Below are 13,891 nucleotides of genomic sequence, written 5' to 3' on the forward strand. Positions count from 1 at the left end.
AACTCAACACCAAATTATTTGGTGGATACAATAACCCGGGCAGGACGAATCACACGATCACTTAATTTATACCCTTTCTGGAATACCATAATTACAGAATTAGGGGGTGTTCCTGGTGCAGGTTGCATCGACATTGCTTCATGTTGCTGAGGATCAAATACCTCTCCCAGAGGATCAATCTGTTCCACATCAAATTTTTGTAATACATCAAGAAAGAGTTTCATAGTTAACTCAAGCCCTTCATGCATTGCAGGATCACTATTCTTGTCTGCCAATTGTAATGCCTGTTCAAGGCTGTCAACTACTGGTAATAAAGCTGAAATCAGTTTTTCCACACCATATTTATGAGCATTGGCAACTTCTCGTTCCATACGACGACGAACATTGTCCAATTCAGCAAGAGCGCGTACTGATTTTTCCCAATTTTCATGTGCTTTTTGCTCAGCGAGAGTCAATTGCTCTTCCAAAGCCGTATAGCTGGGATGACCTAAAGCAGGCTCTTGATTCGGTAACTCTTCGCTGGTTTCTTCTTCCAATACCTCATTTTCTTCTTTTTGGTCCTCTTTAAATTTTTTCCAATCTTTTTTATTTTGTTTACTCATCAAATCGCTCCTGACTAGGTTGAACAACGTAAATGGGGACAGTTTTCAAGATTTTCAAGCCCTAAACCAATAATTTACACCCTGATTTAAAATCAATTACAAATTGAACTTAAATGACATTTCTAGCGTAAGTTAGCCCTGGATAAAAACCAACACTTACAATGAAACTTTTCAAATCATGGCTTGCAGTAATTGCTCATTTATTCCATACTTAGGTAATAAAAAAATCGGTCTTATTCATCTAGCATAGGCTATCAGGATGTCTTTAAAATATCGTGATAGGATATGTCTAACTGGCAACTAAAACAAAAAATTATTTGGATAGATTATGCAAGAATGGTCGCCAACCACATGGCAGCAATATTCGTATTTGCAAGCAGCTACATACGCTGATCAAGAGCAATTAAGTAAGGTAGTAGAACAATTAAGTCTTTTACCTCCCTTGGTTACCAGTGGTGAAATCAAACATTTAAAAAATGAAATCGCCCATGCAGGACGTGGAGATGCGTTTATCTTGCAAGGAGGAGATTGTGCAGAATCTTTCAATGATTGTCGCTCAGAGATTATAAGTAATAAATTAAAAATTATTTTACAAATGAGCTTAATTTTATTGTATGGATTACGTAAACCGATAATTCGTATCGGACGGATTGCTGGACAATATGCCAAACCACGCTCTTCAGATTATGAAACTCTTAATGGAATTACTTTACCCAGTTATCGTGGAGACATAGTTAATTCCCCTGAATTTACAAAAACAGCGAGAGAACCGAACCCTAAATTATTACTTCAAGCCTACAGTTGTTCAGCAATGACGCTGAACTTTATTCGTGCATTGTTGGATGGAGGATTTGCCGATTTGCACAATCCACAACGCTGGGATTTAGGTTTTGTTGAACACTCCACTCAGAAGAATGAATACCAGCATATAGTAGACTCTATTGAAGACGCATTGGATTTTTTGAACGCCATTGATGGAATACGTTCGAGCAGTTTGAGTAAAGTTGATTTTTATACCTCCCATGAAGCGTTACACTTACATTATGAGCAAGCCTTAACAAGAAAATTAAAAGATGGGAAATGGTACAATCTTTCAACTCATTTGCCCTGGATTGGAATGCGTACTGCCCAAATTGATAGTGCTCACCTGGAATTCTTAAGAGGGGTGGAAAATCCAATAGGAATTAAGATTGGCCCAGGTGCCACTCCTGAATGGTTGGCTGAAGTATTAGCTATTGCTAATCCACATAAGGAAGAAGGCCGGGTTTTGCTATATACTCGTTTAGGCGCCAAGCTTATAGACCGATTGTTACCACCTCTTATTGAAGCAGTAAAGAAAACAAAAATTCCAGTTACATGGTCTTGTGATCCCATGCATGGTAATACCGAAACAACGGCTGATGGCACTAAAACTCGTCACTTTGATAATATCCTGTTGGAATTAAAGCAAGCTTTGGAAATTCATCGCAACATGGGCAGTTATCTTGGTGGAGTACATTTTGAACTAACCGGTGATAATGTAACGGAATGCATTGGTGGAGCTCGTGGTTTAGCGCCTGACGATCTTAAAACTGCTTATCATAGTTTGGTAGACCCAAGGCTAAACTATGAGCAATCACTGGAGATGGCCATTCAATTAAGCCATCAATTCAGAAGTGATTCTTAACCCTGACATTATTACCTTAATTTAGACCTGGTTGTAATCGTTCAGAGTATATATCTTGATATCCTGGTGGAATGACAGAGTTGCGTCCAGTTTTTTGTTAAAGACGGACCAAATATGTTATTCCAGTGATACAGCGAGAACAGTTACGGCTTATTGTACTACAGATGATACTGAGGACTAAGCTCATGTACAGCGTCCACCATTGCGGCGACATTCTCTGGAGGCACATCTGGAGTAATACCATGCCCCAAATTAAATACATGCCCTGCTCCATGACCGTATGAAGCTAATACAGCCTCTACCTCCTTCCGTATACAATCTTTCGTAGTCAGTAGCACCGTGGGATCCAGGTTTCCCTGCAAAGCCACTTTATTTCCCACTCGTTGGCGTGCAGAAGCCAATTCACAAGTCCAATCGATACCTACAGCATCACAACCAGTATCTGCTATTAACTCCAGCCATTGTCCTCCATTTTTCGTAAATAAGATAACTGGAATATTAGAATGTTCCAATTTTAATTGTTGGACAATTTGATGCATGTAACGTAAAGAGAAATCCTTATAATTTTTCGGTGTTAAAATACCGCCCCAAGTATCAAAAATCATTACGGCATTAACGCCTGCCCTGATTTGTTCAATTAAATAGAGAGTAACTGAGGTGGCCAATTTCTCCAATAACACCTGTGCGGCCTCCTTTTCGGTATATATCAACTTTAAAATCCGTTTAAAATCTTTACTGCTTCCTCCTTCCACCATATAACAAGCCAAAGTCCATGGACTACCTGCAAAACCTATTAAAGGTAACTCTTTAGGCATTTCTTGACGAATTATTCTCACAGCATCCATGACATAGGATAAAGACTCAGTGATAGAAGGAACCTTCAAGTCGCGTATTATTTTTACATCATGAACAGGATTTGCGAAACAAGGACCTTCTCCTTCAGCAAAATAAAGCCCCAACCCCATAGCATCAGGTATTGTTAAAATATCCGAAAATAAAATGGCGGCATCCAAAGCATATCGTCGCAACGGTTGCAAAGTAACCTCACAAGCGAGTTCAGGATTCTTACAAAGATTTAGAAAGTCGCCTGCGCGTTCTCTTACCTTTCTATATTCAGGCAAATAACGCCCAGCCTGGCGCATAATCCAGATGGGAGTTCTCTCCACAGGTTGTCGTCTTAACGCTCGAAGAAAAAGGGATTGGTTCAAATCAAACATCATTTAATCACTATGACAATAAAAAATGTTTATAGTACCATGTTAAGGTAATCAATACAGTGGTATAAATTGCCTTAACGATCATAAGATAAATTATTATTGATGGATATGATATGGATACTTTAAATATAACAGCTCTCAGTATCGAAACTAAAATTGGAGTTTATGGGTGGGAGCAAAGAATTAATCAAAGATTATTAATTGATATCTCTATTCCCTATAATTTTCAAGATTGCAAGGATAATTTATCAAACACACTTGATTATGATGATCTCTGCCAAACAGTGACCCAATTCGTAGAGTCTACTTCCTTTCAATTGATTGAAACAGTAGCTGAACAAATTGCTCAATTAATCAAGCAAAGATATCTCGTCAATAAAGTTTCTGTAGCCGTATCCAAACCGCATGCTGTAAAGAACGCGGGGGGAATTCAAGTCGTAGTCAACCGATAATCTGGAATAAGGCAAAATCATACTTTGACTATATATTGGAATATTAGTGTCATTCACGCGCATGCGGAATGACACTAATATGATCAAATTAGTACAATATAACGGAGATAAACGAACGTCACCTCATAAAATGCATTCAATTCATACACATTGAGTTATTTATTAATAATAATGTATGATCGCTTTTTTATTATTCTAACTGGGACTCAAAATGTCTTTTCTCAATATCGATGCCATTAAAAAATTATTAGAAGAAAAGAGACAATTAGTACACACTCAGTCTTCGGAACCCCATGATTATGCCAGTGTCAAGCAACGTGTGCTGCAATTGGAGTTAGAGAACGAGATAGCTTATTTGTCCGAGCTTCTCAAAATCCCTGAGACATTCGAAGAAGCATTTCAAAAGAGATGTGCTCAAAGAGCACATGACACAGCCAATGGCATTGGTTTTGACCAAATACCGTCTACTGCAACCAATCAACTGTATTGGGAAATGGCAGAGCTTGTTTTTAAACCCCAAAGCATGTCCGACATGCTGGCTATCATAGCGCCGCATGTAAAAAAACAACTTCAAGTGACGCTTTCACAAGACATTTCGGTCCCATTAAAAAAAGCGAAACTGGAAGGCATAGAGCCGGTTTTGGATTCAAGGGAAAGCACATCGAAATTAAAAAAAGAGCCACTTCTTTCTGATTTGTATAATTATGTGATAAGCGGGGAAACTATTTTTGATGTTCGGAATGTAGAAAATCTCCCGTTACGCAGTCACATCAAATTATATGAATACTTAAAGAAAGACTATCCCGAGCTTTGTGATGCCTTGTATGAACATAATCATGCGCTAAGAACCTTGAAAGACGATATCGCTCTTTTTAAGAATCAAGGGACAACCCCTAAGGAAGCCCTGGAACTGTTAATCAAAGAATTGACGCTGGGCGGGGAGAGGATGACAGGCAGTGCTTATGCGAGTGACACTGCTGAAGAAGCCATTAAAATGTTTTTTTCTTTTATGGAAAGCCTGCCTTCCGAGACACAAGACCATTTAAGAAAGGCTCAAGGCAGCCATGGCAGTTTAGGCAAAATCCTCGATAATGAACTAGAAAAAGGGACTTGTGTTGAGACAGCGGCCATGCATTTACGCTCTGTCGTAGAAGCCAATCAAAACACACCACTATTCAATCAACCCGCTCATATGACTAAAGAAAGCCTGAAGCAACTGGAAAAAAAATACAAACACGGGACTACTACCCTGCAAGACGATATAGGCTATCGTAAACTCCCTGAAGGACTCATTAAAAAAGCCATTCAAGGCATTGCACCCAAAAACTCCTTTGAATTCATCAGCCTCATTATGAATTTTCCACCCGCCTTATATGGGGAATTATTAAACAATATCAACCTCATCAAACCCGCTCGGTCCTTGGCCGATGTGACTGAGTTAATCAAACAAAAATGGCTGACAGCAGAGCAAATGAATGCACTGGCCACTGCGGTCATCAGTTACTACAAGAAACTCAACCCCAATGGTAATGTTCTGCATTGGACGGTTCTTACAAACAATGCCTTGTTTGTAACCAAAGCACTCGAATCTATACCTGAAAAACAGAGATTGGCAGCCCTTCAGGTTAAAGATAATAATGGTAATACGGTATTGCATAAATCAGCAGGCAACCCGGAATTACTTAAAACCATTCTTGGGATTATTCCTGAAAAAGAGCGATTGAATGCAGTTAAGATTCAAGATAAACATGGTAGTACGGTATTGTATAAAGCAGTTGGCAACCCGGAATCCATTAAAACCATTTTTGAACTTATTTCTGAACAAAATCTATTGAATGCAATTCGAGTTAAAAATTATTATAATGGTACTGTATTGCATAAAGCAGTAGGCAACCCACAATCTCTTAAAACCATTCTTGAGCTTATTTCGGCACAAGACAGATTGTATCACGTTATGGTTAAAAATGACTTTGGTAATACGGTGTTGCATAAAGCATTAGGCCACCCGGAATCCCTTAAAACCATTCTTGAACTTATTCCTGAACAACGTAGATTGGATGCGGTTAAGGTTAAAAGTACTTATGGTAATATGGTGTTGCATGATGCAGCAGACAAACCGGAATCCTTTAAAACCATTTTTGAACTTATTCCTGAACAGGATAGATTGGGTGCCGTTAAGGTTGAAAATGATGGCTATATGGTGTTGCATGCTGCAGCAGACAACCCTGAATCCCTGAAAACCATTCTTGGGCTCTACCCTGAACAAGACAGATTGAATGCAGTTAAGACTCAAAATAAAGATGGTTATACGGTGTTGCATTATGCAGCAAAAAACGTGGAATCCCTTAAAACCATTCTTGAGCTCTACCCCGAACAAGACAGATTGGATGCGGTTAAGGTGGAAAATAAACATGGTAATACGGTGTTACGTGATGCAGTAGACAAACCGGAATTCTTTAAAACCATTCTTGAACTTATTCCTGAACAAAATAGATTGGATGCCATTAAGGTTAAAGATCAGTGGGGTAATACAGTGTTGCATAATGCAATAGACAAACCGGAATCCCTTAAAGCCATTCTTGAGCTTATTCCTGAACAAGATAGATTGAATGTGGTTATGGTGAAAAATAATGGTGGTAATACGGTGTTGCATAATACAGCAAACCACCCTAAATCCCTTAAAGCCATTCTTGAACTTATTCCTGAACAAGATAAACTGGATGCCGTTAAGGTTAAAACGATATTGGAAAATACGGTACATAATGCAGCAAACCACCTAGAATCCCTTAAGACCATTCTTGAGCTTATTCCTGAACAAGTTAGATTGGCCGCTGTTAAGGTACAAACGATACTGGGCTATACGATGTTGCATAATACAGCAAACCACCCTAAATCCCTTAAAGCCATTCTTGAGCTTATTCCTGTACAAGATAGATTAGATGCCGTTAAGGTGCAAACGATACTGGGTTATACGGTGTTGCATAATGCAGCAGGTAACCCGGAATCTCTTAAGACCATTCTTGAGCTTATTCCCAAACAAGATAGATTGGATGCAGTCAAGGTTAAAACTATACTGGGTTATACGATGTTGGATTATGTGGCAAGCAACCAGGAATCCCTTAAAGCCATTCATGAGCTTGTTCCTGCATTAGGTAGCCTGAATGCCGTTAAAAATAAAAAGCCCTTATCTATTATTAATTACAGCTTTTTTGCCAACACAAATTTACAGGAACAGGTAGATAAAGAAGAGGAAGAATTTAAAAATAATTTCAATAACGATATCCTTTAAATGTATAAATAGTCATAATCAGGTATCCTGGAGCCCAAATAGATTTCTTTCCAAACTCTTCAGCAATAGTCGATACGGTGCTCAAATCACAAGAGGTCACGTGGGGATGATGAATCTTGGTCGAACGGGCAGGTTTGAGTTCAGGTTGAACGAAATATGGCCATTCCCTGATAGGGGCTGACTCCTAACCACTTATCCCCCAACACTCCGAACCATGCCATTCAGGCGTTCTGTTTTGGCAAGAGCCATTTGTGCTTTTTGAGCTAAAGCACGGTTTGGGTAGGGACCAACTACTACCCTGAACCAATTTCCCTGTGCTTGTGTGACAGGGACTACGCTGACATCAAACCCTTTAAGAATTAACATTCCTTTCATATGTTCTGCATCTTGTCGTGCTTTAAATGAAGCAACCTGAACTAAATACGCACCCTTATTAAGTGGTTGTTTAGTGAGTGTTTTTCCTTCTGTCACCTTCGCTACAATTTGTTGTGTCTGCTTGGCTGTTGTCGATTTCACTGAATTATTCGCGGCAACAGACAACTCATTCGCTGCGTTTTGGGTCGAATTGGATGATTTGTCCATTGAATGAGTGGCTGCAGTTTGCTGATTTACAGTAGTCGGTTGTGCAGCTCCCTTTTCATTGGCTAATAGAGTATAGAACTCAAATTTAGGTTTGGGAGGTACTTGTTTATGTTCTTGTACAGTTTTAGTCGGTACTTTTTCAACATCATGGTGAGCCAAAACCTGATTGTTCACCCATTGGCTTATAGTTTGAATATCCACAAAAGTAGCCGTCAAATACCCAAACAAAAAAGTCGCAATAATGACCAAAAATTGATGTGGCCCTTTGCCAGGACGTGAAGTACGTCTATTTCCATAATCTTTTGCCATCACATACTCTCAGGAGCTGAGACACCTAATATATCCAACCCATTATTTAAAACTTGTCGAACAGCTTCCAGCAAACACAACCGAGCACAGCGCAACTGCTCTTGCTCACACAATAATTGGATTGCATTATAATAACTGTGCAGTCCATTGGCTAGCTCTCTTAAATAGTAAGCGAGTTGGTGCGGCTCACAAGAAGAGGCTGCGGATTGGATAATTTCACGATACCTGCCAATAAGAGAAATTAATGCGGCTTCATGCGGCTGTTCTAATAAATTAAGGTTTTTAAGTCCTATATCCTTATCCCACATCAGCCCTCTTTCTTTTAATTGCCTTAATACACTGCAAATGCGGGCATGGGCATATTGAATATAATAAACGGGATTGTCACTCGACTCAGATTTTGCCAAATCCAAATCAAAATCCATATGTTGTTCAGGTTTTCTTGCCACATAAAAGTATCGGGCTGCATCATTCCCAACTTCGTCCCGTAACTCTCTCAATGTCACAAACGAACCACTACGTGTAGACATTTGCACTCGATCACCACTCCGATAAAGAATAGCAAACTGGACCAAAATAACATCCAAGGCACTTTCGTCGTGCCCCAAGGCTTTAACTGCTGTTTTAATTCTGGTTACGTAGCCATGATGATCCGCACCAAAAATATCAATTACTCTATCATAGCCCCTATCATATTTATTCCAATGATAAGCAACATCAGAAGCAAAGTAGGTAGTTTGTCCATTCGCTCGAACCAATACTCTGTCCTTTTCATCACCAAAATCAGTTGCTCTAAACCATAAGGCGCCTTCTCTCTCAAAGGTATGACCGCCTTCCTTCAGTGCCTGTATACCTTTCTCAATAGAGCTGTCTTCAAATAGAGATTGCTCAGAAAACCAACTATCAAACTTTACTCCAAATTCCATCAAATCGTCTTTGATATCATCTAATACAGTTTTCAAAGCATGTTGATGAAAATTTCTAAAACCGTCTTTACCTAACAAATATTGGGCTCGTTCTATCACTGCATCAATATAGCTTTCTTTATCGCCCCCCTGAGGCTCGTCATCGGGTAAGCTTTCTGTTACTAAAGACCATGGACGAACATATTGTGTACCATGTTCAGACCACATGACTTGTGCAATCTCATAAACATATTGACCTTTATAAGCATTAGTTGGAAAAATTACTGGTTCATCTGCTAATTCCAGGTAACGAAGCCAAACACTGGCGGCAAGAATATTCATTTGCCGGCCCGCATCATTAACATAATATTCCAAAGTCACATCATACCCTGCAGCCTTCAGAACATTTCCCAATGTTGCTCCAAAAGCAGCACCTCTACCATGCCCTACGTGCAAAGGCCCTGTTGGGTTTGCAGAAACAAATTCGATTAAAACTTTCTGGTTTTGGCCCAAATTACTTCGACCAAACTCCTTACCTTTGTTGAGAATTTCCGCAATAATGAGTGATCGTGCTGTACTTCTCATAAAAAAATTAATAAATCCAGCTCCAGCTATTTCAACTTTCTCAACAGATGGATCTGTAGGTATCGATTCAACCAGTCGTTCAGCCAATACTCTTGGCGCTTGTCGGCAAGGCTTAGCTAATACCAATGCCAAATTGGTTGCAAAATCACCATGAGCAGGGTCTTTGGCGTTCTCAACCTTTATTTCAATATCCAAATCAATAGGCATTTCGCCCGATTGCTGCAAAGTAGTTAACGCCTGTTTTAAAAGATATTCAATTGTAGGTTTCATGCTTCGTATTTACTCGTCAAAAATACTGCTATTATGCTCTTTTTCACTCCATATGGAAAGGCTCTTCCTCGAGAGTAACATCAAGACGTTTCGCCCAAGATAACAGAAGCATCAATAGATCCTTAGTTTTCAATTGACTCATAGGATTTATTAATATAACCATCTTGAGAAAGCAAAATTGCTATAGGTCTTGTCACATCAAAATGTGCGAAAATAATCATCATCATTACGGTTATAGGTACAGACAAAAACATACCTAATATCCCCCAAATTGCCCCCCACAAACCCAAAGCAAACAATATCACCAAAGGACTTAAATTCAATGACTTACCCAGTAATCGGGGTTCCAGAAAATTACCCACCAGGAACTGTACTGCCACTATTCCCGAAGTCACTTCCACAAACGGCCACCAACTCTCAAACTGGATTAAAGCAAGGGCGGCAGGAAAAGCGGTGGCTATAATAGCCCCTATATTGGGAATGTAGTTTAAAAAAAAGATTAGTAACGCCCAAAATTCGGCAAAATCCAAACCAACCCATTTCATAATAATCCAACTTGATGTTGCTGTAAGCAAACTTAATAAAGTTTTGATGCCCAGATAAGTTTGAGTGTCTCTTGTAATATGAGAGATAATATTTTTAACCAGCCTTCTGTGCTCCTCTTGTGGAAAAAATGCATCCATTTTTTGCGTGAAATAATGCTGCTCAACAAACAAAAATACAACATATAAGGCAATCAACACGGCTGAGCTTGTTATTGTTGTAAAAACTCCATAAATATTAAGAAGCATACTTTGTATACTTAATCCTTTAATTAAATTATCAAAATCAGAAATGCCCTTAATATGAAATCGTTGATCCAAACTATTAAATATATGCAGCAAATTTTCCTGGTATCGTGGTGACGCCCCGATAACGTCATTCACATTATTAGTAATAATATTAATAAGAATCATGACCAGAAATACGACAACTAATAATGATAAAATCATGCGTATCCAGGATGGAAGGCGTGCTCCAATGAAAGGAATTTTTTGCATACCACTATTAATAGTATTCAGCAAATGCCAAACAAAAATCGATATAACAATTGGAATTAATAATCCCCTCCCTGCAATTAATAAATAGCCTGTTATCCAAACCAATATCAAGGCCGCAGTAAATGTCATAATGCGATTCATCCAATGGTACTCCATCTCTTAATAGATATTCACCAGTAACGAGATCATAATTTGATATAATCCAGACCATATTACTTTGTCACTCTGAGCCCTTTCTTATTCCAATTCTTTGTATAAAGGCTCAGGATGACATACATTTGCAAGATAATATGTATTGAATCAAAAAAATAGTTTTAATTAAATCAACTTGATATGGCCTCATTAATAACCAAAGTCGCAACTGGTGTATTTTCCTGTTATTATTAAATTTTTAACCTTAAATAATACCGTGCTGAGTAACTCTTGTGAATATTTAACTGGCGTCGGCCCAACCGTTGCGGCAAAACTTGCCAAATGCGGAATCTTCACAATCCAGGACCTGCTCTTCCATTTGCCCTATAAATATCAGGACAGAACCAGAATAACGCCTATTCAAGATTTACGTCCTAATGAATGGTGCGTCATTGTCGGTCATGTATGTAAAACTGAAATTAAATACGGCAAAAGGATGATGTTAAGTTGTTATGTGGAAGATAAATCAGCAATAATCAAACTTCGTTTTTTTCATTTTAACAAACAGCAAATACAGGCTTTAAATAACAGCACCATGATCCGGGCTTTTGGTGAAGTCCGGGATTTTAATAACCACCTGGAAATGATCCATCCTGAATATCAGTTAATTAATCAGGAATCAGATTTCCATGTAGAAGAAACTCTAACACCCATTTATCCAACCACTCAAGGCTTAACCCAAACCAGATTAAGGCAATTGGTTAAAATAGCTTTGGAACAATGTAAGCAAGAACTTCATCAATTGGAATGGATGTGCGAAAAACAATTACTGGAAAACAATTTTTATAATCTGGGTGATGCCATTAAATTACTACATAGCCCTCCTCCCGATACATCTCTTTCTGCCTTGGAGATGGGTGAACACCCGGCACTCAAACGATTAATATTCGATGAATTGCTAGCGCAGCAGCTAAGTATGCAATTTGCAAGACAATCCCGTAATAAGTTGCAAGCTTCGCCGATCCCCCTTGATGATGCTATTTATACACGTTTTATTGATTCGCTGCCGTTTACTCTTACAAAAGCGCAGCAACGGGTTTCCAGGGAAATTAGTTATGATTTAACCCAAAACAAGCCCATGCTTCGTTTGGTTCAAGGAGATGTTGGGGCAGGTAAAACCATCGTCGCGGCACTTGCTGCTCTTCAAGCAATAACACAGGGATACCAGGTAGCCTTTATGGCACCAACCGACTTATTGAGTGAACAGCACACAAACAGTCTAGTCAAATGGTTAGAGCCTTTAGGTATCAAAGTATTAAGGCTCAGTGGTAAAATGAAACCCGCAGAAAGAAAAATGACGCTTGCATCACTTCAAGATAATAGCTGTCAACTCATTATTGGAACTCACGCATTATTTCAAGACAAAGTAGAATTTGCTCGTTTGGGCTTGATCATTATTGATGAACAGCACCGATTTGGAGTAGAACAACGTTTACTTCTGCAACAAAAAGGACAACTAAACCAATTAATCCCTCATCAACTGTTGATGACCGCCACTCCCATTCCCAGAACCCTATCGATGTCACATTTTGCCCATATGGATATATCAGTAATTGATGAACTGCCACCAGGCCGTACTCCAATTACGACGGCGGTGTTGAGCCAGGATAAGCGCGAACTAATTATCGACCGTTTGCAAGCAGCAATTGCCAACGGCAGACAAGCCTACTGGGTATGTACCCTTATAGAAGAATCTGAAAAATTACAATGCATAGCAGCAACAGATACTTCACGAAAATTACAGGAACAATTACCTTTTGCCCGAGTTGGTCTCGTTCACGGGCGAATGAAACCACTTGAAAAAGAAGCAACAATGGCCGCCTTTAAAGATGGTGAGATTGACTTATTGGTAGCGACTACTGTTATTGAGGTAGGTGTCGATGTGCCAAACGCTAGTTTAATGATAATTGAAAATGCAGAACGCCTTGGATTATCGCAACTCCATCAACTCCGTGGTCGAGTTGGCAGAGGAAATACCCAATCCCATTGTCTTTTGCTTTATCAATTTCCCTTATCACAACAGGGGGCAGAACGTTTAAAAATAATGCGATCAACAACCGATGGTTTCTTGATCTCAGAAAAAGATTTGGAGTTAAGAGGTGCAGGAGAAATATTGGGGACCAGGCAGACAGGTTTTAGGCAATTTAAAATAGCAAATTTACAGCGTGATAAAATTCTCTTAACTCTTTTGCCAACCATTGCAAGGCAACTCGCTCAAGAAAAACCAATCATCGCCAGAGTAATTACACAACGATGGTTAGGAAATTTTGAACAATTTTTACAAGGTTAAAAAAATAATTAAAATTATTGAAGTCAATACTGTTTTTTATTTTTTTCTTTGCTAACATAGACGAGCAGGTAAATAAATTAATCCCCCTATTCTGTGAATAACTTTAAAAGTTTAATACGCAAAATTCATTTTAAAGTACCCTCTTGACATCACTATAACCCTTAATACAAAAGGCACACCTTCATTTTTTGATCAATTTCAAATCAATACATTTATCCACAAAATCTGTGGATAATCCTGTGAACAGAATACAAAACACCTTGTAAAATCAGTCTATTTTCTAACTGACTCAGAACTTTCCAGTTTGCTTCCAGGTAAAATTTTCATAAGTCCTGATTTAAATCAGCAGTTACTCTTAAATTTCGCTTGAGATTGGTTAGACCCCCTGCATAACATGAATCGCAACGTTTAATAAGGAGCAGATAAATAACACGGGTTAAAACCCTATAAAAATCCAAAGTGAAACGACTAATAACTAATAGCAAAAAGAGG

At 38.8% G+C, this 13,891-nt stretch carries 9 protein-coding genes; 4 read left to right on the forward strand and 5 right to left on the reverse strand.

Annotated features, from left to right (window positions below):
* Window positions 1-14 precede the first annotated feature (14 nt).
* Window positions 15-602 carry a nucleotide exchange factor GrpE gene (gene grpE, locus ACZ5EK_RS10600; RefSeq protein ID WP_464429518.1) on the reverse strand — a complete coding sequence of 196 codons (588 nt, stop codon included), beginning with the start codon at window positions 600-602 and terminating at the stop codon, window positions 15-17.
* 328 nt (window positions 603-930) lie between these two features.
* On the opposite strand from grpE, the gene ACZ5EK_RS10605 reads away from it, so the two are divergent.
* Window positions 931-2,268, forward strand: a complete 1,338-nt coding sequence (locus ACZ5EK_RS10605; RefSeq protein ID WP_464429519.1) for a 3-deoxy-7-phosphoheptulonate synthase class II — start codon at window positions 931-933, stop codon at window positions 2,266-2,268.
* A 158-nt stretch (window positions 2,269-2,426) separates the two neighbouring features.
* Here ACZ5EK_RS10605 and hemE read toward each other — a convergent pair whose 3' ends face one another.
* Complete coding sequence (gene hemE, locus ACZ5EK_RS10610; protein ID WP_464432489.1) at window positions 2,427-3,485, reverse strand: uroporphyrinogen decarboxylase; 1,059 nt, start codon at window positions 3,483-3,485, stop codon at window positions 2,427-2,429.
* A 113-nt stretch (window positions 3,486-3,598) separates the two neighbouring features.
* On the opposite strand from hemE, the gene folB reads away from it, so the two are divergent.
* The gene (folB, locus tag ACZ5EK_RS10615; protein ID WP_464429520.1) at window positions 3,599-3,937 is read left to right on the forward strand and encodes a dihydroneopterin aldolase; all 339 of its coding nucleotides are present in this window, start codon (window positions 3,599-3,601) and stop codon (window positions 3,935-3,937) included.
* A 211-nt stretch (window positions 3,938-4,148) separates the two neighbouring features.
* A complete protein-coding gene (locus ACZ5EK_RS10620) occupies window positions 4,149-7,226 on the forward strand; it encodes a hypothetical protein (protein WP_464429521.1) in 3,078 nt (1,025 codons plus the stop codon).
* A 192-nt stretch (window positions 7,227-7,418) separates the two neighbouring features.
* On the opposite strand, the gene ACZ5EK_RS10625 is transcribed toward ACZ5EK_RS10620, so the two are convergent.
* The 3 genes from ACZ5EK_RS10625 to ACZ5EK_RS10635 form a co-directional block, all read right to left on the reverse strand.
* A complete protein-coding gene (locus ACZ5EK_RS10625) occupies window positions 7,419-8,117 on the reverse strand; it encodes an SPOR domain-containing protein (RefSeq protein ID WP_464429522.1) in 699 nt (232 codons plus the stop codon).
* Window positions 8,117-9,877, reverse strand: a complete 1,761-nt coding sequence (argS, locus tag ACZ5EK_RS10630; RefSeq protein WP_464429523.1) for an arginine--tRNA ligase — start codon at window positions 9,875-9,877, stop codon at window positions 8,117-8,119. Before argS ends, ACZ5EK_RS10625 begins: the two co-directional genes overlap by 1 nt.
* A gap of 122 nt (window positions 9,878-9,999) precedes the next feature.
* Complete coding sequence (locus ACZ5EK_RS10635) at window positions 10,000-11,058, reverse strand: AI-2E family transporter (RefSeq protein WP_464429524.1); 1,059 nt, start codon at window positions 11,056-11,058, stop codon at window positions 10,000-10,002.
* Window positions 11,059-11,326: 268 nt separating this feature from the next.
* Here ACZ5EK_RS10635 and recG point away from each other — a divergent pair, with 268 nt between their 5' ends.
* Window positions 11,327-13,399 (forward strand): ATP-dependent DNA helicase RecG, encoded by a 2,073-nt coding sequence (gene recG, locus ACZ5EK_RS10640; protein WP_464432490.1) that lies wholly within the window; start codon window positions 11,327-11,329, stop codon window positions 13,397-13,399.
* Window positions 13,400-13,891 lie beyond the last annotated feature (492 nt).

It is taken from the genome of Legionella sp. JM-2024, assembly GCF_055389095.1.